The organism is Spongiactinospora sp. TRM90649, from assembly GCF_029382225.1.
In the GTDB taxonomy this organism is placed as follows: Bacteria; Actinomycetota; Actinomycetes; order Streptosporangiales; family Streptosporangiaceae; genus Spongiactinospora.
In genome coordinates this window covers 18,212-39,176 of sequence record NZ_JARLTC010000041.1, presented here as the reverse complement: position 1 = coordinate 39,176, position 20,965 = coordinate 18,212, and the positions used below count along the sequence as shown (strand labels likewise).

The 20,965-nt window shown below is 72.1% G+C and carries 17 protein-coding genes; 8 read left to right on the top strand and 9 right to left on the bottom strand.

Translation table 11 applies throughout. The features are described from left to right. Window positions 1–123: 123 nt before the first annotated feature. The 3 genes from P3X83_RS36470 to P3X83_RS36460 all read left to right on the top strand — a co-directional run bounded on the left by P3X83_RS36470 (window position 124) and on the right by P3X83_RS36460 (window position 3,356). Entirely contained in the window at window positions 124–1,086 is a 963-nt protein-coding gene (locus P3X83_RS36470; RefSeq protein ID WP_277309929.1) for an ATP-binding cassette domain-containing protein, read from the top strand. Further along, on the top strand, window positions 1,083–1,847 hold the full coding sequence (locus tag P3X83_RS36465) for an ABC transporter permease (RefSeq protein ID WP_277309928.1): 765 nt from the start codon (window positions 1,083–1,085) through the stop codon (window positions 1,845–1,847). The genes P3X83_RS36470 and P3X83_RS36465 overlap by 4 nt, the downstream gene beginning before the upstream one ends. 495 nt (window positions 1,848–2,342) lie before the next feature. After that, the gene (locus tag P3X83_RS36460; protein ID WP_277309927.1) at window positions 2,343–3,356 is read left to right on the top strand and encodes a hypothetical protein; all 1,014 of its coding nucleotides are present in this window, start codon (window positions 2,343–2,345) and stop codon (window positions 3,354–3,356) included. A 30-nt stretch (window positions 3,357–3,386) separates the two neighbouring features. On the opposite strand, the gene P3X83_RS36455 is transcribed toward P3X83_RS36460, so the two are convergent. Beyond that, the gene (locus tag P3X83_RS36455) at window positions 3,387–5,498 is read right to left on the bottom strand and encodes an ATPase (RefSeq protein WP_277309926.1); all 2,112 of its coding nucleotides are present in this window, start codon (window positions 5,496–5,498) and stop codon (window positions 3,387–3,389) included. A gap of 167 nt (window positions 5,499–5,665) precedes the next feature. On the opposite strand from P3X83_RS36455, the gene P3X83_RS36450 reads away from it, so the two are divergent. Next, entirely contained in the window at window positions 5,666–8,251 is a 2,586-nt protein-coding gene (locus tag P3X83_RS36450) for a CocE/NonD family hydrolase (protein WP_277309925.1), read from the top strand. Further along, window positions 8,248–9,126 (top strand): ABC transporter permease subunit, encoded by an 879-nt coding sequence (locus P3X83_RS36445; RefSeq protein ID WP_277309924.1) that lies wholly within the window; start codon window positions 8,248–8,250, stop codon window positions 9,124–9,126. The genes P3X83_RS36450 and P3X83_RS36445 overlap by 4 nt, the downstream gene beginning before the upstream one ends. 37 nt (window positions 9,127–9,163) lie before the next feature. On the opposite strand, the gene P3X83_RS36440 is transcribed toward P3X83_RS36445, so the two are convergent. Continuing rightward, window positions 9,164–9,340 (bottom strand): hypothetical protein, encoded by a 177-nt coding sequence (locus P3X83_RS36440; protein ID WP_277309923.1) that lies wholly within the window; start codon window positions 9,338–9,340, stop codon window positions 9,164–9,166. 96 nt (window positions 9,341–9,436) lie between these two features. Between P3X83_RS36440 and P3X83_RS36435 the strand changes: the two genes are divergently transcribed. Continuing rightward, window positions 9,437–10,582 carry a hypothetical protein gene (locus P3X83_RS36435; RefSeq protein ID WP_277309922.1) on the top strand — a complete coding sequence of 382 codons (1,146 nt, stop codon included), beginning with the start codon at window positions 9,437–9,439 and terminating at the stop codon, window positions 10,580–10,582. Here the strand turns inward: P3X83_RS36435 and P3X83_RS36430 are convergent. The 3 genes from P3X83_RS36430 to P3X83_RS36420 all read right to left on the bottom strand — a co-directional run bounded on the left by P3X83_RS36430 (window position 10,540) and on the right by P3X83_RS36420 (window position 13,088). Continuing rightward, the gene (locus P3X83_RS36430; RefSeq protein WP_277309921.1) at window positions 10,540–11,583 is read right to left on the bottom strand and encodes a CopD family protein; all 1,044 of its coding nucleotides are present in this window, start codon (window positions 11,581–11,583) and stop codon (window positions 10,540–10,542) included. The genes P3X83_RS36435 and P3X83_RS36430 overlap by 43 nt on opposite strands. 15 nt (window positions 11,584–11,598) lie before the next feature. Beyond that, the gene (locus P3X83_RS36425; RefSeq protein ID WP_277309920.1) at window positions 11,599–12,216 is read right to left on the bottom strand and encodes a copper resistance CopC family protein; all 618 of its coding nucleotides are present in this window, start codon (window positions 12,214–12,216) and stop codon (window positions 11,599–11,601) included. 68 nt (window positions 12,217–12,284) lie between these two features. After that, window positions 12,285–13,088 (bottom strand): SDR family oxidoreductase, encoded by an 804-nt coding sequence (locus P3X83_RS36420; protein ID WP_277309919.1) that lies wholly within the window; start codon window positions 13,086–13,088, stop codon window positions 12,285–12,287. Between the two features lie 269 nt (window positions 13,089–13,357). Between P3X83_RS36420 and P3X83_RS36415 the strand changes: the two genes are divergently transcribed. Beyond that, on the top strand, window positions 13,358–14,755 hold the full coding sequence (locus P3X83_RS36415; RefSeq protein WP_277309918.1) for a DMT family transporter: 1,398 nt from the start codon (window positions 13,358–13,360) through the stop codon (window positions 14,753–14,755). 33 nt (window positions 14,756–14,788) lie between these two features. Here P3X83_RS36415 and P3X83_RS36410 read toward each other — a convergent pair whose 3' ends face one another. Further along, on the bottom strand, window positions 14,789–16,141 hold the full coding sequence (locus tag P3X83_RS36410; RefSeq protein WP_277309917.1) for a HAMP domain-containing sensor histidine kinase: 1,353 nt from the start codon (window positions 16,139–16,141) through the stop codon (window positions 14,789–14,791). Between the two features lie 227 nt (window positions 16,142–16,368). Between P3X83_RS36410 and P3X83_RS36405 the strand changes: the two genes are divergently transcribed. Further along, entirely contained in the window at window positions 16,369–17,913 is a 1,545-nt protein-coding gene (locus P3X83_RS36405) for an AMP-binding protein (protein ID WP_277309916.1), read from the top strand. A 9-nt stretch (window positions 17,914–17,922) separates the two neighbouring features. Here P3X83_RS36405 and menC read toward each other — a convergent pair whose 3' ends face one another. Genes menC through P3X83_RS36390 form a run of 3 tightly spaced genes read right to left on the bottom strand, consistent with a single transcriptional unit; the run spans window position 17,923 to window position 20,962 of the window. Further along, entirely contained in the window at window positions 17,923–19,023 is a 1,101-nt protein-coding gene (menC, locus tag P3X83_RS36400) for an o-succinylbenzoate synthase (RefSeq protein ID WP_277309915.1), read from the bottom strand. Beyond that, the gene (locus P3X83_RS36395) at window positions 19,020–19,841 is read right to left on the bottom strand and encodes a GNAT family N-acetyltransferase (RefSeq protein WP_277309914.1); all 822 of its coding nucleotides are present in this window, start codon (window positions 19,839–19,841) and stop codon (window positions 19,020–19,022) included. Before P3X83_RS36395 ends, menC begins: the two co-directional genes overlap by 4 nt. Next, the gene (locus P3X83_RS36390) at window positions 19,838–20,962 is read right to left on the bottom strand and encodes a M20 family metallopeptidase (RefSeq protein WP_277309913.1); all 1,125 of its coding nucleotides are present in this window, start codon (window positions 20,960–20,962) and stop codon (window positions 19,838–19,840) included. The genes P3X83_RS36395 and P3X83_RS36390 overlap by 4 nt, the downstream gene beginning before the upstream one ends. Window positions 20,963–20,965 lie beyond the last annotated feature (3 nt).

Sequence of the window (20,965 nt, the reverse complement as noted above, 5' to 3'; positions counted from 1 at the left end):
CACGCAATGCAATGTTTCGTTGCATTCAGCTTCACCGTCAGCGCATCAATTTGACGGTCTTGACCTGCGAATATATGCATTGGTCGATTGACGGAATTTCTGAAAGCAACGTAGCTTTCAATCATGATGAACGCGTACTATCGCGACGAGCCGGTCGCTCCATCCCCCTTCGTCTCGGTGACAGGGCTGCACAAGTCCTACGGCACCCACCGCGTCCTGGACGGCATCGACCTGTCCATCCCGCAGGGCACCGTCTTCTCGCTGCTCGGCCCCAACGGCGCGGGCAAGACCACCACGGTGCAGATACTGTCCACCCTGATCAAGGCCGACGCCGGCGAGATCCGGGTCGCCGGGCACGACCTGGCCAAGGAACCCGACAAGGTGCGTACCGCGATCGGCGTCACCGGCCAGTTCTCCGCCGTCGACGGATTCCTCACCGGCGAGGAGAACCTGCGCCTCATGGCCGACCTGCTCCACCTCGGCCGCGCCGAAGGCCGCAGCCGTACCCGCGAACTCCTCCAGCGCTTCGACCTGACCGACGCGGGGCGCAAGCCGGCGGTCACCTACTCCGGCGGCATGCGCCGCCGCCTCGACCTCGCCATGACCCTCGTCGGCACCCCCGAGCTGATCTTCCTCGACGAACCGACCACGGGCCTGGACCCGCGCAGCCGCCGCACCATGTGGCAGATCGTCAGGGACCTCGTCCAGCAGGACGGCGTGACCATCTTCCTGACCACCCAATACCTGGAGGAGGCCGACGAACTCGCCGACCGCATCGCTCTGCTCAACGGGGGCCGCCTCGTCGCCGAGGGGACGCCGGGCGAGCTCAAACGACTGGTCCCCGGCGGGCATCTGATCCTGCGCTTCGCCGACCCCGACGGTTACCTGAGGGCGGCTTCCCAGGTGGGGGCCACCTCGCGCGACGAGGAGTCCCTCACGGTGCAGATTCCCGACACCGGCTTCGGGGCGCTGCGCAAGCTCCTGGAATGGCTGGACGCACAGGCCATTGCCGTCGCCGAGCTATCGATGCACACGCCCGACCTGGACGACGTCTTCCTCGCCCTGACCGAGGAGTCCGCCCGATGAGAGCGATCACCGACTCGGCGACGATGCTGCGCCGCCAGATCAGGCACATGTGGCGTTACCCCACCCTGATCCTCACCTACGTGGCTGTCCCGGTGGTGTTCCTGCTGCTGTTCGTCTACGTCCTCGGCGGCATCATGGGCACCGGGATCGGCGGCGACCGCGCCGCCTATGTCGGTTTCGTCACTCCCGGCATCCTGATCATGACGATCGCGAGCGCCGCGCAGGGGACCGCGATCTCGGTGGCCATGGACATGACCGAGGGCATCGTCGCCAGGTTCAAGACCATGGCCATCGCCCGCGTCTCCGTCCTGACCGGGCACGTGCTCGGCGCGCTCGTCCAGAACTTCATCGCGATCACGGCCGTGACACTGACGGCCCTGCTGATCGGCTTCCATCCCGCCGCCTCGGCGCTGGACTGGCTCGGGGTGATCGGCGTGCTGGCGATGTTCACCTTCGCCATCACCTGGCTGTCGGCCGCGCTGGGCATGGTCACCAAGAACGTGGCCACGGCCAGCAACCTGCCGATGCCGCTGATGCTGCTGCCGTTCCTGGGCAGCGGCGTGGTCCCGCCGGAGTCGATGCCGGGCCCGCTGCGCTGGTTCGCCGAACACCAGCCGTTCACGCCGGTCATCGAAACCCTGCGCGCGCTGCTGGCCGGGCAGCCCGCGGGATCCACCTTCGCGGCGGCGGCGCTCTGGAGTGCGGTCATCGCGCTGGCCGGATACCTGTGGGCACGCAGGCTCTACAACCGGTGGGGGTAGGGTGTGGCGCCATTCGCGCGGGGCCGCGGATCCGGTGATGATCTCGAACCGGCCGCCGCCCGCACCGCGGCGATGGCCCCCCAGCCGGGGTTGAGCGCGACCCAGAGGTAGTCGTTGCCCGGGAAGGACGCCGCCCGCGACGTCGGTGGCGTCCGTGGTGGCCACGAGCACCGGCGGCGCTGGCTCGCGCGCAACCGGCCGGAGGAACGCGGGCGGGCGCACCCGCGACCTTTGGTCCGCGAGTCCGGGACTACCGGGACGGCGGGCGACCGGCCCTGGGAGGGTTTCGGAAAGGCGATAGTAGCGCTTCGTGTTTAACGGACAACCGCGTGACACCACACCAATAGCCCGGCTCACCCGATGAAACAGATTCACCGGAGCGGGGTTACCCGATGAGAGCCGGGGTATGGCTTCGGGCGCTTTCCCTTTCCCGGCTCCGTGGCAGGGGTCGACGACATCCCGGTCCACTGATAGCGGCGATCCTGGAGCGACGCAATGCCCGCTGACGTGACCTTTGATATTCCCCTACCCCGTGAACAGCACGAAGGCTGGCAGGCCGCCGGGGAGCGCAATCTCGCCTGGCTCGCGGAGCGCCGGCTGCTCAGCGAGGCGACGCTCGCCCTCTACACCCTCTTCCAATCGGAGCGACTGGTCGGCTACGCCTTTCCCGGTGCCACCGATCGGGGGCTCGACCTGGCCAATCGCATCGTTTCGGTGTGCACGCTGCTGGACGACCAGTTCGACGGCCCCGCCGGTCGTGACCCGGTCGCCGCGCGGGAGATCGCCGAGGGGTTCGCGGTCCTGCTCGAACCGGGCGCCGGGGTCGGCGGGCCGTCGGCGAGCCCGTTGCGGGCGGCCTTCTCGGAGGTGTGGCGGGATTCCTGCGCGGGCAAGTCGCCCGCCTGGCGGGCGCGTGCCGCCGAGAGCTGGCGGCGCTATTTCGCCTCGCTCGTCCATGAGTCGGCGAATCGCCGCCGGGGCGGATATCTGCCGCTGGACTGCTATCTGGAGCAGCGCCTGGTCACGGGGGCCATGCAGCAGTTCACCGATGCCTGTGAGGTCGCCGGGGAGTTCGAGGTGCCGCCGGTCGCCTTCAACATTCCGCATCTGCGGATCATGCGCGGTCTCACCGCCGACTTCGTCAATCTCGCCAATGACCTGGCCTCCCTGGAGAAGGAGATCGCGGCGGGGGAGACCGACAATCTCGTGCTGGTCATCGGCAACGAATGCGAGTGTTCCCTCGACGACGCGATAGCGCGCGCCTATCGATTCGTCGAAGGACGGGTCACCAGGTTCGTGCAATTACGCGCGGAGCTCGCGGACGTCTGCGCGGCGCTGGCGCTGACGTCACGGGAAACGGAGACCGTCGGCCGCTACGCGGCGGCGCTGGCCGCCTGGATCAGCGGATACGAGCGGTGGCAGCGTGAGACCAATCGCTACCGCAGGGCCGGCGACGTCAGTCAGGTCACCGGGGCGGGGTACCGGCTGGAGGATCTCTTCGGGCGCTGACGGCGGCGCAAACACCCGGCAGGGCACGCTTCACACCGAAGGGGAGCGCGTGTCGTCTTCGAGTGCGAACGCGATGGCCTCTTCCAGGTTGAGCCGCGCGCCCTGCAGGAAGCACTCGTCGTAGGCGCTCTCGCCCATGAGCTTCTTGCACTCCTTGACGCACTGTTCGTGCTCCGCGCCGAAGAAGGGCGAGCCCAGCAGCGGCAGCCCGAACAGCGGCCAGTTGGTCTCCGCCGCGCCGAGCAGGTGCGCGGCCCGTTCGGCGTGCCCGGAGTCGGCGGCGATGCTGGCCATGGCCTCCAGGCACATCATCGCGCCGAGCACGTCGTGGAAGTGCTCCTTGATGCGCAGCGCCTCGCGCACGTTGTCCAGCGCGTCGGACGGTCGGTTCAGCGCCCGCTGGGCCAGCGAGGTCGCCCAGTGCGCGTAGGAGCGCAGCCAGAGTTCGCCGCGCTGGTCGCAGGTGTGCCGCAGGTCGCGCAGCAACGCCTCGGCCTCGTTCGGCTCGCCCTGCGCGATGAGCACGAACGCCAGCTCCAGGATCGCGGGCAGCAGGCCGGGGTTCAGCTCCGGCCCTGAGCGGTTGAACTCGATGGCCACGCCGAGCAGCGCGGTGGCCTTCTGCGGGTCGCCCGCGAGCGCGGCGGCGGTGCCCTGCATCTTGGTGGCCAGGATGACCGCGCCGGAGTCGCCCACCTTGACCGCCTCGGAGCTGCACTGCTCGGCCCAGTGCTGCGCGGCCTCGATGTCGCCCTGCGCGCTGCAGACGTAGGACAGCACCCACAGCGCCTTGCAGCGCTCCTTGCTGGCCTCGGGGTTGGCGGACAGGGCCCGCTCCAGGTACAGCCTGCCCTCGCGGGCGAAGCCGCAGGCCACCCACATGAACCACAGCGCGGTGAGCAGTTCCAGGGCGACCTTGTGGTGCCGGGGGTTGGTCAGGCAGTAGTCGAGCGCGGTGCGGACGTTGTCGTGCTCCTGCCGCATCCGGATGAACCAGTAGAGCTGGCGGCGCCCGGACCAGGCGTGCTCGCCGGTCTTGGCCAGCCGCAGATAGTAGTCGCGGTGGCGCTGGCGCATGTCCTCCATCTGGCCGAGCTTCTTCAGCCACTCCTCGCCGTAGTCGCGCAGCGTGTCGATCAGGCGGTAGCGCACGCCCGCGTTCTGGTTGTGGCTCAGCAGTACGGACTTCTCCACCAGGCCGCCGACCAGATCCATGATCTGGTCTTCCGGGAGGCTGACCTCGTCGTGGCAGACGGCCCGCGCCGCGTCGAGCTCGAAGTCGCCGGAGAAGATCGAGAGCCTGGCCCAGAGCAGGCGTTCGGCGGGCTCGCAGATCTCGTGGCTCCAGCCGATGGCGGCGCGCAGCGTCTGGTGCCGGGGCAGGGCCGTACGGCTGGCCCCGGCGAGCAGGCTGAACCGGTCGGCCAGCAGCGCCAGGATCTGCTGCACGGACAGCGCCCGCAGGCGCACCGCCGCCAGTTCGATGGCCAGCGGGATGCCGTCGAGCCTGCGGCACAGTTCGGCGACCGGGCCGATGGTGTGCTCGTCGAGGGTGAAGTCGGGCACCACGGCCCCGGCGCGGGCCGCGAAGAGCTGCACGGACTCGTTGGTGAACAGACTCTCCGCCGGATCGTCGCCGGGCACGACCAGCGGCGGGATCGGCATCACGTGTTCGCCGGGCACCTGGAGCGACTGCCTGCTGGTGGCCAGGATGCGCAGGTTGGGCGCCTGCTTGAGGAGCTGGACCACCAGCCGCGCGCACGCCTCGATCAGATGCTCGCAGGTGTCGATGATCAGCAGCATCTCGCGCTTGCCGACCCACTCGGTCAGCCGGTCGGTCTCGGGCCTGGCCGACTGGTCGGCGATGCCGAGCGCGGCGGAGATGGTGTGCTCGACCATGCCGGAGTCCTGCAGGCGCGAGAGATCGGCGAACCAGACGCCGTCGGCGTACTGGCCGCGGACCTGGTGGGCGAGACGCAGCGCCGTGCGGGACTTGCCGACCCCGCCGATGCCGGTCACCGTCACCAGGCGTGACTCATGAAGGTGGCGCTTGAGGTTGGTCAGCAGCCGGGTCCGCCCGACGAAGCTGGTGAGCTCCGCGGGCAGATTGCCTTCACGCCGCCATCCTGCTGGGGCTGCCATGGCCGCCTCACCGGGGGGTAGCTGACACCTGCTTGCGCATCGTACTCCGGGTCTCCGCGGACGCACGGGCTCGCGCCGGAATGCGGTGACAAGGTTTTTCGCACGGAGCAAATAATCAGGACAAATCATCTCAGCGATCTCTCAGCACCCCTGAGTAGGCTCACCGCATGAGTCGTAGGGGAAGGCGCGGGATCCGCGGGATCATCGCCGCGCTGGTCGTCGTGGTCGTGTGCGCGGCCGCGGCATGGGCGTTCTGGCCGTCGTCACCGTCCGTGACGGCGGTGGACACGGCCATCGACGTCATGGACGGACCGGCGGGCGATCAGCGGGTCACGATCGATGCGACGTTCTTCACCCCGGCGCGCGCGGGCAAGACGCCCGCCGTCCTGCTCGCCCACGGCTTCGGCGGCAGCAAGCGCAGCGTGCGCGACCAGGCCGAGCGCCTGGCGGAGGCCGGATACGCGGTGCTGACCTGGTCCGCGCGAGGGTTCGGCCGCACCACCGGGCAGATCGCGCTGAACTCCCCGGACTACGAGGTCAAGGACACCCGGGCGCTGCTTGACTGGCTGGCCAAGCGCCCCGAGGTGCGGCTCGACGCCGCGGGCGACCCCCGGGTGGGCATCGCGGGCGGCTCGTACGGCGGGTCGATCGCCCTGCTGACCGCCGCCCACGACCCCCGCGTGGACGCCATCGTCCCGCAGATCACCTGGTACGACCTGGCCGCCGCGCTCTTCCCCAACGCCGCCGACGGCAAGGGGCCGGAGGACGGCGTCTTCAAGCGCATGTGGGCCGGAATCTTCTTCGGCAGGTCCGGCGCGCAGGACGTCGTCCGCGAGCCGGGCGCCCCGGCGGCGCGCGCGTTCCCCCCGGCGCCGCTGACCGGGGAGCAGGCCGCCTGCGGGCGCTTCCTGCCGGAGATCTGCGACCTCTACCGGCAGGTCGCGGAGACCGGGAAGGCCACCGCCGAGGCGATCGAGCTGCTGCGGCGCTCCAGCCCGGTGTCCGTGCCCGGCCGGATCAAGATCCCCACGCTGCTGCTCCAGGGGCAGCGCGACTCCCTGTTCCCGCTGGAGCACGCCGACGCCAACGCCAGGGCCGTCGCGGCCACCGGGGCGCCGGTCCAGGTGGCGTGGTTCGACGGCGGCCACGACGGCGGCGACGGCGAGGCGGACTGGGTGCACGAGCGCACCACCGCCTGGTTCGACCACTTCCTGGCGCGCGACGGCGGCTCGGGCATCCCGGGCAGCGGCTTCGAGGTGACCAGGGACGGCGGGCGCGACCCCGGCACCCGGCGCCCCGTCCAACTGCACGCCGCCACCGACCGCTATCCGGGTCTGTCCGGCTCGGCCTCCACCGAACTGCCGCTGTCCGGCCCCGACCAGCGGGTGGCCACCCCGCCCGGCGGGTCGCCCGCCGCCGTCTCCACCGTCCCCGGCTTCGGCGGGGTGCTGGGCGACGTGGCGGCCGGCAACCTGGGCGCGGCCACCGACGTGCCGGGCCAGAGCGCGAGCTTCGAGACCGCTCTCCTGGAGCGCCCGGTCCGTGTCACGGGCAGCCCGTCGGTCACCGTGCGGGTGGCCGACACCGACGCGGCCGGGCGCGAGGTGACGCTGTTCGCCAGGCTCCAGGACGTCACCGGCGGCACCCGCCCGCCGGTCCTGCCCAAGGGGCTGGTCGCGCCGCTGAAGGTCGTCGTCCCCGAGGGCGGGGGCGAGGTCACCGTGCGGCTGCCCGCCATCGACCACCTGTTCGCGGCCGGTCACCGGATCAGGCTCAGCGTCGGCACCACCGACCTGGGCTACGCGATGCCCGCCGCGCCCGCCGTCCACACGATCGGGCTGCCGGCGGACGGCGGCGGCCTCAGGCTGCCCACGGCCGAGCTGAGCGCGCCCGCGGCGGGCCCGGTCTGGTGGACCTGGGCGATGCCGCTCGCCGCGCTGGCCGTGGCGGCGCTGATCCTGCTCACCGGACGGCGCCGCCGCACCGCCGACGGCGACGCGGCTCCCGGCGCCGACGCGCCCCCGCTGGTGATCAGCGGCCTCACCAAGAGCTACCGCGACGGCGAACGGGTCGTGGACGACCTGTCGTTCCGTGTGGAGCGCGGCCAGGTGCTCGGCCTGCTCGGCCCGAACGGGGCGGGCAAGACGACGACCCTGCGCATGCTGATGGGACTGATCAGGCCGGACGCGGGGGAGATCCACATCTTCGGCCGGAAGGTGTCCCCGGGCGCGCCCGTGCTGTCCAGGATCGGCTGTTTCGTCGAGGGACCCGGCTTCCTGCCCCACCTGAGCGGGCGGGCCAACCTGGAGCTGTACTGGCGCGCCACCGGACGGCCCGCCGGTGACGCGAAGATGGACGAGGCCCTGGAGATCGCCGGGCTCGGCGCGGCGCTCGACCGGGCGGTCCGCACCTACTCCCAGGGCATGCGCCAGCGGCTGGCCATCGCCCAGGCCATGCTCGGTCTGCCCGACCTGCTGGTCCTCGACGAGCCCGCGAACGGCCTGGACCCGCCGCAGATCAGGGAGATGCGGCGGGTGCTGATCCGCTACGCCGCGCAGGGCCGCACGGTGATCGTCTCCAGCCACCTGCTGGCCGAGGTCGAGCAGACCTGCGACCACGTGGTGGTCATGCACCGGGGCCGCCTGGTCACCGCGGGGCCCGTCAGCGAGCTGCTGGAGACCGCCCCCCGGTCCAACGGCTCGCCCCGCCGCCTTGAGGACGTCTTCCTGACCCTGATCGGAGACCACGCGTGAACCGCACGAACACCGGAACGGTCACCGCGCCGGGATACTCCCCGGGGCGCACGCTGCCCCTGTCGGTGGAGATCGTCCGGCAGTTCCGGCGCAGGCGCACCATGGTGATGTTCGGCCTGCTGCTCGCCCTGCCGTGGGTGCTGGTGGTGGCGTTCCAGCTCGGTGCCGGGCAGCCGCAGCCCGGTCAGGCCGTCGGCTCGGGGCTGCGGATGTCCGACCTGGCGACGGCGAGCGGGCTGAACTTCGCCGCCTTCGCCCTGTCGGTGTCGGCGAGCTTCCTGCTGGTCGTGGCCGTCGCGCTGTTCTGCGGCGACACGGTGGCGGGCGAGGCCACCTGGTCGTCGCTGCGCTACCTGCTGGCCGCCCCGGTGCCGAGGGACCGCCTGCTGCGGCAGAAGCTGGTCGTCGCGCTCGGCTACGCCGCGGCGGCCGTGATCGCGCTGCCGGTGATGGCGCTGCTCGCCGGGACGCTCGCGTTCGGCTGGGACGACATCCAGGTGCCCGGCACCGGCGAGATCGTGCCCGCCGCCTCGGCCCTGTGGAAGTTCGGCGTGGTGATCGGCTACGTGCTGGTCTGCCAGCTCGTGGTGGCCTCGCTGGCGTTCCTGCTCTCGACGGTCACCGACTCACCGCTCGGCGCGGTGGGCGGCGCGGTCGGGCTGGTGATCGTCTGTAACATCCTGCAGGCCGTGGAGGTGCTCGGCGAGCTCAGGCAGTTGCTGCCGACGTTCTGGAACACGGCGTGGCTGGACGCGCTCGCGCCCGAGCCGGACTGGAGCGGGATGATCCGCGGCGTGGCGGTGTCGGTGAGCTACTCGGTGATCCTGGTCGCCGTGGCCTTCCGCCGCTTCCGCACCAAGGACATCGTGTCCTGAGCGGCCGGAGGACGGCCGGTCGCCGAACCAGGGCGGGTCAGCCCCAGTGCGGCGGGCGTTCCTCGAGCAGCCGGGCCGTGTCGTCGGGGTCGCCGGAGTCGTCGAACAGGGCGCCCCAGCCGATGTCGGTGTCGTCTCTGGTCTGCTCGTCCAGCAGCGGTGGCTCCTCGTCGAAGAGGTCCACCGGACGCAGGTCATCCGGGCCGTGTGTCACGGGCACATCCTATGGCCCCCGGCGGGGGCCCACGCGTGACATCCCAGGGTCATCCCCGATTGCGAAGAACGAGGACGGGCGGGCATCATTCACCGCGTGAAAGCCACTGCCGCGCTCACCGGAGCGCCCGCCCGCCTGCTGGCCTGGGCGAAGCCGTACTGGACGCGCGGAATCCCCGGGCGTGAGACTCCGGCCGACCTGTTCCGGTTGCTCTACGCCGGGTGGCTCGCCGCCTTCGCGCTGAAGATCCTCGGCTCGTCGTGGGACGTCTCGTGGCACTTCAAGTGGCTGCGCGACGACCTGGCCCCGCCGCACCTGATCAACACCGTCGGCACCGTGATCGCGGTGGCCCTCACGATCATCCACGGGTACACCGGTTACGGCGTCGACCGGGCCGCGCTGCGGCTCATCCAGTGGGGCACCGGGGTGTTCCTCATCGCCGTGCCGCTCGACCTGATCAACCACGCCGTCAACGGGCTCGACATCACCGCGTGGAGCCCGTCGCACATGATGCTGTACGTCGGCACCGCGCTGATGATGGCGGGCGTGATCCGAGGCTGGCACCTGGGCGCCGCCCCCGGCCGACGCCGTGACCTCACGCTCGGTGCGTTCTTCCTGTGCTTCTTCGAGAACATGCTCTTCCCGAACCAGCACCACGAGTACGGCGTGCTGGGCATCACCGCCTGGGACAACGGCACCCCCTACGCCGAGCCGATCCTGCTGCGGTTCGCCGCCGACCAGCTCCAGCGGCCGGTCGACCGGGGCATGGTGCTGCAGTTCTCGATGCCGATGCCCGAGTGGCTGTATCCGGTGTACGCGGTGGTGGCGGGGCTGCTGGTGCTGGTGGTGGCGCGCAAGCTGGTCGGCAGGCCGTTCACGGCGACCGCCGTCGCGGGTGGTTACGCGGTCTACCGGTGCCTGATCTGGCCGCTGCTGACCGCGGCCGACTTCCCGCCCTCGGCGGTGCCGTTCTTCCTGGTGGCGGCGGCGTTCTGCGTGGACCTGGCGTTCGTCGTCCGGCCGTTCGCGGTGCGCGCCGTGGTGGGGGCGGTGCTCGCGACCGCCGTGGCGTACGGCGGGCTCGCCGTCCAGGGGGTGGTGCTCGCCGCGCCGCCGCCCGCGATGACCTCGGCGCCGGTCGCCGCCGCGCTGCTCGCCGTGCTGTGGCTGGCGGTGGCGGTGCTGCACCGGCGGGCCGGTCAGCCGATCGCCGCCCGGGTGAGCACCACCGCGACACCGTAGGCCAGGCCCATCACGGTCAGCTCCGCGCCCGCCCAGGCGGCCACCCCGGCGGCGCGTCCGCGCGCCACGTGCGGCAGCAGCACGAACCGGATGCGGGCCGCCAGCGGGAGCAGCAGCGCCAGCAGCGCGGTCTTGGTCACCACCAGCAGGCCGTAGCCGCTGGTGAGGAGCGCCCCCGGCAGTTCCACGCCGGGGGTGAGCGCCATCGTGGAAAGACCCGACACCAAGCCTGACACGCCCACCAGGACCAGGCAGATCGTGGCCAGCCTGGAGAATCTCGGCAGCACGATCGCCAGCAGGCCGGGCCGCGCGGCGAGGTACACCACCGTGATCAGCAGCCCGCCGGTCCAGGCCGCGGCGCCGATCACGTGCAGCTCCATGGAGATCATGATCGGGTCGTGCCACACGGAGTTCACCGCGTGGCCGGTCACCGGGATGGGGAGCAGCCCGAACAGCGCCACCACGACGCGCAGCTCGGCGGGGACGGCCTCGCCGAAGCGCACCGCGAGCAGGCCGACGCCGGCGCAGGTCAGCGCGCACGCCGCGCTGATCACCAGGCCCTGTCCCGCGCCGACCTCGCTCACGTATCCGGCGACGGAGGCGGGGGTGGGAAAGACCCCCGGGGTCAGCTCTGCCGCCTGGAACACCACGGTGACCAGTGCCAGCAGCGCCCACGCCCACGCCATGGACACGGTGGCCGGGCGGACCCGGCGCAGCACCGGCTCGCTCGTCTCCGGGGAGTCGAAGCCGATCAGCTTCGGCAGCAGCGACAGCCCGACCACGGCGAGGGCCGCCACGTCGAGCAGGACTCGCACCACGGGCAGGCCGTAGGCGACCACGGGACCGGGCAGGGGGATTCCGGGGACGGCCTCCTCGGCGGTGAGGATCGTCCCGGCCAGCACGGCCACGACGGCGCCGCCCACCAGGCCGCCCGTCAGCGCGTACGGGACACGGGCCGGGGCCCCCACGGCGGCCGTGGGCCGATCGTCACGCTTGAACACGGATCGCTCGCCCGCTCACTCGTCGGCCGTGACGCGGGTGCGGCGCATCGCCACGATGGTCGCCCCGCCCAGGAACACGATCGCCGCGCCGATCCACAGGACGGCCATGCCCGCGCCGCCGTTCTGGGCGGCCTCGGCCGCCCGGGCGCTGAGGTCCTCGTCCGCCGCAACGGCGGCCGGAGCCGCCGCCGGTTGCGTGGCTGGTTGCGCGGCCGGTTCTGTGGGCGGTTGCGCGGCCGGTTCCGATGCGGGCGCCGCGGAGGCGGGCGCGGCGGTCAGTCTGAAGGTGATCTTCCCGGCGATCGGGTGGCCGTCGGAGGACAGGACCCGGTAGCCGATCACGTAGTCGCCCGGCCGGTCGGCCCCGCCGAGCGTGGCCGTGACCTTGGACCTGCGCACCTCGGGCTCGCCGGTCTCCGGCCGCGTGCCGTCCGGGCCGGTGACCGTGATCCGCGCGAACCCCTGCCGCACGGTCTGGTCGAACTCCAGCACCACGGTCTCGGGGGGCGCGTCGAGCCGCGCGCCGTCCTTCGGGGAACTGCCGATCAGCACGTTGTGCGCGGCCGTCGCGGTGGCGGCCACCGGGGCCGAGCACGCGAGCAGCACGATCAGCCCCGCCAGAATCCGCCTCACCGGAGCCCTCATCCCTTCCAGAGGTCTGCACGACCCCCCCAATGGTGCCATCTCCCGGGGGCCCGGCGTCAGCGGGAGGCCCAGCGCACTACGGCGGACGCGCCGCGGACCGCCAGCGCGGGCGAAAGGCGGGTCGCGAGCCAGGCCAGCCGCGCCGATCCGGGCACCACCACGATCGCCCGGTTCCTGGCCACGCCCCTGACGATGTCGGCGGCGAGATCTTCCACCGGGTAGAGGCGGCGCTGGAAGCGGAGCGCCGCCGCGCGCGCCCGGCCGTTCGCCGAGGTGCGCGGCAGCCCCGGGTTGGGGGCGGTGAGCATCGGGGTGTCGGTGAACCCCGGGCAGACGACGGTGACCTTCACGCCGCGCGCGGCCCCCTCGGCGCGCAGCGCCAGCGACAGGCCGACGACCGCGTGCTTGGTGGCGGTGTAGGGGATCATCATCGGCGCGGGGACCAGCCCGGCCGCGGAGGCGGTGTTGACGATGTGCCCGTGCCCTTGCGCCAGCATGATCGGGTAGGCGGCGCGCACGCCGTGCATCACACCGAGCAGGTTGACCTCGACGGTTCTGGTCCAGTGCTCCAGGGTGTACTCCTCGGCCCGGCCGCCGACGACGATGCCCGCGTTGTTGAAGACCAGGTCGAGCCTGCCGTGCCGGTCGCGCACCGAGGTCATGAGGCCGGCGACCGCCTCCGCGTCGGTGACGTCGAGGTGGGCGGCCGCGGCGAGGGGGCCCAGGTCGCGGGCGGCCCGTGCGACGCCCTCGGCGTTGACGTCGGCGAGGGTCACGTGCGCGCCGCGCCGGACCAGCTCGCGGGCGAAGGCCAGGCCGATACCGGACGCGCCGCCGGTGACGACGGCGGCGCGGGTCACGCGCCGCCTCCCGGACGGGCGGGCGCGGGGCGATGCGGATGGCTTCTGATCATGCCGCAAGTATCCCCGGCGGACCGCCACCAGGGGGCCCAATTGGGCGGCCCATCTAATAACACCTCTAAGACTGTGCGCTAGTCATCAATTTGGCTCAACGGCGCGCCCCTGGTATCAGCCCCGGTTGAGGGTGAATCACTCCGAGTGGTACAGGACCAAACCGCCGCGCGATACGTCACCGGCCGGTCGCGAATGGTAATGGAATCCTGCTGGTCATGGCAGTAGTAGCTTCCCGCCCCCTACTGGGAGCCGCGCTTCTGTTGTTCGTCAGTGCCGCCTGGGGGTCGGCGTTTCCACTGATGAAAGATCTGATCATCCGGATACCCGTGGCCGACCTGCTCACCGAGCGCTACGGCATCGGGGTCCTCGTACTGCTCGCGCTCAGGCCCGCGTGCCTGCGCGGGCTCTCCCGGGCCACCTGGTCCCGGGGGGTCGTCCTCGGTCTGCTCTTCGGGGTGGGCCAGACCGCGCAGGCCGTCGCGCTGCACAGCCTGCCTTCTTCCGTTTCCGGCTTCGCCGTGGGCTGCAACGTGGTCATGACGCCGGTGCTCGGCCTGCTGGTGCTGCGCATGCGGATCTCCCGGCGGGTGTGGGTCGCGGTCGCCCTGTCGGCGGGCGCGATGGCGGTGTTCACCCTGCTGCGGGGGGTCGAGGGCCAGGACGTCTCGTTCCTGGCGCTGTCGGCCACGCTCGGCGCGGCGGCGCTGTACGCCGCGCACACCCTGGTCCTCGGGCGGCTGACCACCGACCGCCCGGCGGACGGCTACGCGATCACGGTGATCCAGCTCGCCACGATCGCGGTCATGACCGGCGCGCTGTCCCTGCCCGGCGGTCTCACCCTGCCCGCGACGGGGACCGACTGGGCGGTCCTCGCCCACCTCGCCGTGGTCTCGTGCGCCCTGGGCTTCCTGGCCAGGACCTACGGCCAGGCCCACGTGCGGGCGGTGCCCGCGGCGGTGCTGCTGTCGTCGCAGCCGCTGTGGGTGGCGCTGCTGTCGGTCCTGGTGTACGGCGAGCCGCTCACCGTCAGCGTCGTCGTGGGGGGCGCCATGGTCGCGCTCGCCATGCTGCTCGTCGTGCTGCCGGGGGTCGTGCCGAAACGGCGTCCCGCCGCCGGGCGGCCCGCGCCGCCGCGTGTCACCGGGGAACCGAGGGAGAACCTGCTGCGCATCCGCTGGCGGGCCTCGGAGGTGCTGCGCGCCCTGCAGGAGGAGGGAGCCCGCGACGAGTGGTCCGCCGACCGCGGGACGGGGGCCGTGCCGTACCGTGCGGCGCCTTCCCGGCCACCGCACTCACCCGGCACGAGAACGGGCGGCCCGCCCCGGACCGGCGTCATGCCCGCGGACATGGGAGATCTCGGGGGCGTAGGACCGCCGGGGGAGCGACACGGGGAGTCGATCGTGGACCAGATGGTGCAGAACGCGATCGAGGTGGTCCGGCTGCGTGCGACGCCGGAGCAGATCGAGCGCTGCGCTCCCCTGCTGGCCGTGGTCTGCGGGGCCGAGCGGGAGCGCCGGGAGGAGCCCGACGACCTGCTGGCCACGCTGGAGACGCTCGATGTGGAACTGCGGGAACTGGATCGGATGATGCCCGCCGACCCGGACGCCAAGTGACCCCCGTCGGCGCGCGCGGCGGAGGGGGGTGCCTCACGCGCGCGCCGACGGGAACCGGGCCACGAACCTGGCCCCGCTCGGGCTGTCCCGCACGGTGAGGGTGCCGCCGTGCTCCTCGGCTATCTCCCTGGCGATCGGTAGGCCGAGGCCCGTTCCACCGGCGTCCCGGTTGCGCGCGGCGGCGAGCCTGGTGAACCGCTGGAACACCACCTCCCGCTGTTCCTCCGGGATTCCCGAGCCATCGTCGAGGACCTCCAAGACCGCGGTGCCGTCCTCGGACTTGACCGTCACCACGATCTCCGAGGCGGCGTGCCGCTCCGCGTTGTCCACCAGGTTGGTCAGCAGCCTGGCCAGCCGGAGCCGGTCGCCGAGCACCTCCACGCCGCCCTGCAGCCTGGGCACCACCCGCACCCGCCGCCGCCGCCGGTCCAGCTCGCCGCGCACCAGTTCGGAGAGGTCCAGCCGGTCTCTCCTGGACGGCGCGCCCGCGTCCAGCCTGGCGAGCATGAGCAGGTCGCTGACCAAGGCCTCCAGTCGTTCCAGGCTGCCGAGCTGGGTCCGCGAGAGCTGGATCCAGTCGGTGTCGCCCGGATGCAGCAGGGCGTCCTCCACCTGCGTGCGCATCGCCGTGATCGGGCTGCGCAGGTCGTGGGAGGCGTCGGAGGCGAACCGCCGCTGCTTCTCCACCAGGGTCTCCAGGCGGTCCAGGGTGCGGTTCACGCTCTCGGCCATGCGGCGGATCTCGTCCTGGTACGGCGGGACCGGCACCCTCCTGCCCAGGTCGGTGGTGCTGATCTCGTCGAGTTCGGCCCGGATGGCGTCCACCGGGGCCAGCGTCTTGCGGACGGTGCGGTAGGTGCCCGCCGTCATCACCCCCGCGAGCAGCAGCGAGGTGCCGGCCAGGGCGCCCAGCAACCGCACGTCGACGTACCACGGGACGTCGTCGTCGGCCGCGTACACCGTCCAGTCGCCGTTCGGGTTGTGGACCCGGTAACCGATCACGATCATGCACTGCCGGGGGAACCCGGGCACGTCGCAGCGCCGCCACTGGCCGCGTAGGTCGTGGTACCTGTGCCCCTGGGGGAGTGCGGCGATCGGCGGCTCCCCGATGACCCGGGGCGTGGCCGAGACGATCCGCCCCTGCGGGTCGATCACCTGTACGGCGGGCGGCTCCGTCGTGGTGAGGGGCTTCGGCACGTCCCCCTCCTGGATGTGGTTCGCCAGGTTGAGCGTCGAGGTGATGAGCCGCTCCTGCTGGTAGCCGAAGGCCATCTGACGCACCCCGAGCAGGACGAGCGCGGAGGCCGCGAGACAGATGAGTCCCATGACGAGACCGGCGCCGACGGCCAGCCGCGTCCTGATGGACCATCTGTGCCTTCTGCTCACCCGAGCCCCCGGTAATCAGGTGATCACGTTAGGGATATGCTGCTCGGAGTCAGGGAGATTCAGCTCTAAGAATGGGTAAAATTCCCATTCCTGGCATACGTCGGCTTTCATCTGGATGGCGGCGTCTCGCCATACCGAACCCCGCCGCGTCGGCATGGGGTATATCTGTGGGCAGACGCGCACCTGATCCACGAGCGCACCTCGCCGAGCCTCTGGAGCCGTGAGCCATGGGTGACCTGGGTGATATGGGCGACAAGGGTGATATCGCCTCCCTGCCGGGCTTCTACCGCATCGCCGAGGCCGATCCCGGTCGCCGGGCCGTGATCGGGCCCGACGGCACGGTCACCGGCTACGGCGAGCTGCGCGCCCTGGTCGACCGGGTGTCCCACGGCCTCCGCGCCATGGGGGCGGGCCCCGGAGACGTGATCGCCGGAGTGCTGCCCAACGGCCTCGACGCCGTGGCGCTGCCGCTGGCCACCGGGCAGACCGGGATGTACTACGTACCGGTCAACTGGCACCTGACCGTCGCCGAGACGGCCTACATCCTGGACGACTGCGACCCGCGGGCGGTGATCACGGCCGGGCCGTACGCGGAGGCCGTACGCCGCGCGGCGGGCGCCACGCCCGTGCTCGACGGCGTCGCCGCGCTCGCCGCCGGCATGCCCGCCCGCCCCCCGGAGAACCGCAGGGCCGGCACGATGATGTGGTACACCTCCGGCACCACCGGCCGCCCCAAGGGCGTGCGCCGCACCCCGCGCGACGCCGAGCCCGAACAGGTGCTCCCGCTGCACCTCTGGTTCCTCGGCGAGGTCCTCGACCTGCGCCCCGGCGACGGCGTGCACCTGGTGACGTCGCCGATGTACCACTCCGCGCCGTGCGCGCACACCGTCTTCGCCCTGCACATGGGGCACACCGTGGTCATCGCGCCGTGGTTCGCCCCCGAGACCGTGCTGGGCCTGATCCAGGAGCACCGGGTCACCAACACGCTGATGGTGCCGACGATGTTCCACCGGATCCTGCGGCTGCCCGAGCGGGTCCGCGCCGGATACGACGTGTCGTCGCTGGCCCAGGTCGTGCACACCGGGGCGGCCTGCCCGGTGCCGGTCAAACAGGCGCTGATGGACTGGTGGGGGCCGGTGGTCTACGAGTACTACGGCTCCACCGAGTCGGCCATCGCCTTCGCCGTCAAGCCGGACGAATGGCTGCTGCGGCCCGGCACCGTGGGCAGGCCCGCGCCCACCTTCGAGGCCAGGATCCTCGACGACCACGGCGCCGAACTGCCGCCGGGGGAACCCGGCCTGATCTACGTCAGGTCCACCGCCAACTCCTTCGAGTACCACAAAGACCCGGATAAGACCGCCGCCAGCATGCGCGGCGACTGGTACACCCCCGGCGACATCGGCTACCTCGACGCCGACGGCTACCTGTTCCTGTGCGACCGGCGCACCGACCTCATCGTGTCCGGCGGGGTCAACATCTACCCCGCCGAGGTCGAGGCCGCGCTGTTCGAGCATCCGGCGGTGGCCGACACCGCCGTGATCGGCGTGCCCGACCCGGAGTGGGGCCACAACGTGGTCGCCCTGGTGCAGCTCGCGCCGGGCGCCGAACCCGGACCCGCCCTGGTCGCCGAACTGCTCGGCCACTGCGCGCGGCGGATCGCCCGCTACAAGCGGCCCAAGACGATCGAGTTCGTGGCCGAGCTACCGCGCACCCCGACCGGCAAGCTGAGCAGGTCGAAGGTCCGCGACGACTACCTCAAACGGACCTCCTAGCGGCCGCCTCTAACGCGGGATCCACTCGGTGGCCGTGGTCACCTCGGCCAGCACCTCGGGCAGCGGCTCGACCCCCAGCCCCGGCCCGCGCGGGACCTCCAGATGCCCGTCCGACAGCTCGAACGGCTCGGTGACGTCGGTGGCGAAGTAGCGGCCGGAGGCCGAGGTGTCGCCCGGCAGCGTGAAGCCCGGCAGCGCGGCCAGCGCCACGTTCGCCGCGCGCCCGATCCCCGTCTCCAGCATGCCGCCGCACCAGACCGCCACCCCGTGCGCGCGGCACAGGTCGTGGATCCGGCGGGACTCCAGATAGCCGCCGACCCGGCCCGGCTTGATGTTGATGATCGAGCAGGACCCGAGCGTGATCGCCGCGGCGGCCTGGGCGGCCGAGGTGATCGACTCGTCCAGGCAGATGGGCGTGGCCAGGCGGCGGGCCAGCGCGGCGTGCTGCACCAGGTCGTCATCGGCCAGCGGCTGCTCGATCAGCAGCAGACCGAACTCGTCGAGCCGGGCCAGGCGCGGGGCGTCGGCCAGGGTGTAGGCGGCGTTGGCGTCCACCTGTAGCAGCACGTCGTCGCCGAAGCGCTCGCGCACCGCGCGCACCGGGGCGAGGTCGCGGCCCGGCTCGATCTTCAGCTTGATCCTTACGTATCCCTCCGCCAGGTAACCCTCGACGGTGTCCAGCAGCCGGGGGATCGAATCCATGATCCCCACCGAGACGCCGCACGGCACGCGGTCGCGCTCCGCCCCGAGGAACCGCCCGAACGACTCCCCCGACGCGCGCAGCGACGCGTCCAGCACGGCGGCCTCCAGCGCCGCCTTGGCCATCTGGTGCCCCTTGACGTGCTCCAGCGCGGCGCCGACCAAGCGGGCGTCCACGTGCTCGGGCAGCGCGGGGATCAGGAACCGGCGCAGCACGTCGGCCGCGCCGTCGGCGTACTCGGGGGAGTACAGCGGCTCGGACATCGCCACGCACTCGCCCCAGCCCTCCGACTCGGGCGTCACCACGCGAACCAGCAGCACGTCGCGGGCCGTCTCGGTGCCGAAGGATGTGCGGAACGGCGAGACCAGCGGCATCGCGATCCGGCGCAGCTCGACTCCGGTGATCTTCACGCTTTCTCCACTACGTAGTAGGTCCGGTGATGGAAGCCGGTCACCCGCGCGCCGCCGTCCATCAGGCCGCCCAGCGTCTCGCGCACGGCCAGCCGCCACTCCCTGGCCAGCAGCGGATCGCGGCGGCGCGTCAGCTCGATGTCGGCGGGCACCGCGACCAGCACCACGTCGGCCCCGGTCAACTGGGCGAGGGGCCGCCCGCCGCGATCTTCCAGGGCGACGGCGGCCTCCAGCGACACCGCCGGGCGGTACGGCACGCCCGAGCAGCACGCGGCCACGCGGGGCGCGTTGAGGTCCCATGAGGCGAGCACCCGGTCCGACTCCTCGCCGGTGTTGATCGCGTCGTCCATCACGCCGTAGAAGTCGCGCAGGTACTCCGTGGGCAGCGCGCCCAGCTTGGTCAGGTTGAAGTGCGCGTTGCGGCGCACCAGCGGGTCGTAGGTCCAGGTGATCGTGTCCAGCCCCCTGGCCAGCGCCCATTCGCGCTGGTGCAGCTTCAGCGCGAACCCGGTGCCGCCGCCCTCGCGGGTGCCGGTCACGTGGGAGTGCAGCGCCCGCCCGGCCGGGGCGGACAGGAAGCCGACGGACGCGCCCACCAGCTCGCCGTCCGCGTAGGCCCCGGCGACGTAGTTGCCGGAGTGCGCCAGCGCCCGCATCAGCTCGACGGTGACCGGCGCGGCGCCCGAGCCGAACCGCCAGATCTCATCGAAAAGCCGATACACCCGCTCGAACTCGTCCAGGTCGTCCAGCTCGCGGACCTCGACCCCGGACGGTCGCGGGCCCTCGCCCCGCTCCGTGCCGGGTGTCTCGCCGGTCATCCGGCCCCTCGTCCGGTCTCGCCGTCGAGCACGGCCCTGACCAGCTCGCGGACCAGGGACGTACGGCGCGGCATCTCCGCCAGGACGACGTGCTCGTGGTCGGCGTGCGCGCCGCCGCCCACCGCGCCCAGGCCGTCGAGGGTCGGGCAGCCGATCCCCGCCGTGAAGTTGCCGTCGGACCCGCCGCCCACGGCGATGCCGGTGAGCGGCCCGATGCCGAGGTCGCCGGCGATCCCCTCGGCCAGCTCGAACAGCGCCCGTGAGGAGGCCGGTTCCAGCGGCGGGCGGTTCGGGCCGCCGATCAGCTCCAGCCGCGCCTCGGCCAGCGTGGGTGTCAGGCCGCGCATCAGCGCGTCCACCCGCTCCTGGGCGGCCTGGTCGGGCACCCGGACGTCGACCCTGATCCGCGCGGTGGCGGGCACGGTGTTCGGGCTGGTGCCCGCCGACAGGAGGGTCGGGGTCACGGTGGTCGCGCCCTCGGCCATGGCGGCGATCGCGATCACCTGGTGGGCCAGCTCGACGCCCGCGTTGACGCCCTGCTCGGGCTCCAGGCCCGCGTGCGCGGCCCGGCCGCGCACCACCAGCTCATAGCGCGAGACCCCCTTGCGGGCGGTCTTCAGCGCGCCGCCGTCGGCGCTGGCCTCCAGGACGAACGTGGCGGCGAGGCCGCGCGCGCAGTCCTCGATGAGCGTGCGGGAGGTCGTCGAGCCCAGTTCCTCGTCGCCGGTGACGAGGAGGGTCACGCCGTCCAGGGACGGCAGCGCCGCCAGCGCGTGGAACGCCTGGACCAGCCCCGACTTCATGTCGAAGACCCCGGGGCCGCGCGCGATGCCGTCGGTGACCGACCATGGATGGGTGGACAGCGTGCCCATCGGCCAGACCGTGTCGTGGTGGCCGAGCACCAGGACGCGCGGCGCGCCGAAGCTCCAGCGCAGGTGGGTCACGCCGTCGATGAGGATCGACTCGGGCGGCTCGCCGAGGATCCGGCGGCCCATGGCGGCGACCGTCGCGGCGCTGCGCGCGACCGCGGCCAGGTCGGCGGAGTAGGACTCGCAGAGCACCAGCTCCGCGAGGTCCGCCAGCATGTCCGGCGGGACGCCGGGCGGCTCCTCGGGCGGCATCGC

Excerpts from the sequence above, each read along its gene's own strand:
- P3X83_RS36470 (WP_277309929.1), top strand. The coding sequence starts at position 124 with ATGATGAACGCGTACTATCGCGACGAGCCGGTCGCTCCATCCCCCTTC.
- P3X83_RS36465 (WP_277309928.1), top strand. The coding sequence starts at position 1,083 with ATGAGAGCGATCACCGACTCGGCGACGATGCTGCGCCGCCAGATCAGG.
- P3X83_RS36460 (WP_277309927.1), top strand. The coding sequence starts at position 2,343 with ATGCCCGCTGACGTGACCTTTGATATTCCCCTACCCCGTGAACAGCAC.
- P3X83_RS36455 (WP_277309926.1), bottom strand. The coding sequence starts at position 5,498 with ATGGCAGCCCCAGCAGGATGGCGGCGTGAAGGCAATCTGCCCGCGGAG.
- P3X83_RS36450 (WP_277309925.1), top strand. The coding sequence starts at position 5,666 with ATGAGTCGTAGGGGAAGGCGCGGGATCCGCGGGATCATCGCCGCGCTG.
- P3X83_RS36415 (WP_277309918.1), top strand. The coding sequence starts at position 13,358 with ATGGCAGTAGTAGCTTCCCGCCCCCTACTGGGAGCCGCGCTTCTGTTG.
- P3X83_RS36405 (WP_277309916.1), top strand. The coding sequence starts at position 16,369 with ATGGGTGACCTGGGTGATATGGGCGACAAGGGTGATATCGCCTCCCTG.
- P3X83_RS36395 (WP_277309914.1), bottom strand. The coding sequence starts at position 19,841 with ATGACCGGCGAGACACCCGGCACGGAGCGGGGCGAGGGCCCGCGACCG.
- P3X83_RS36390 (WP_277309913.1), bottom strand. The coding sequence starts at position 20,962 with ATGCCGCCCGAGGAGCCGCCCGGCGTCCCGCCGGACATGCTGGCGGAC.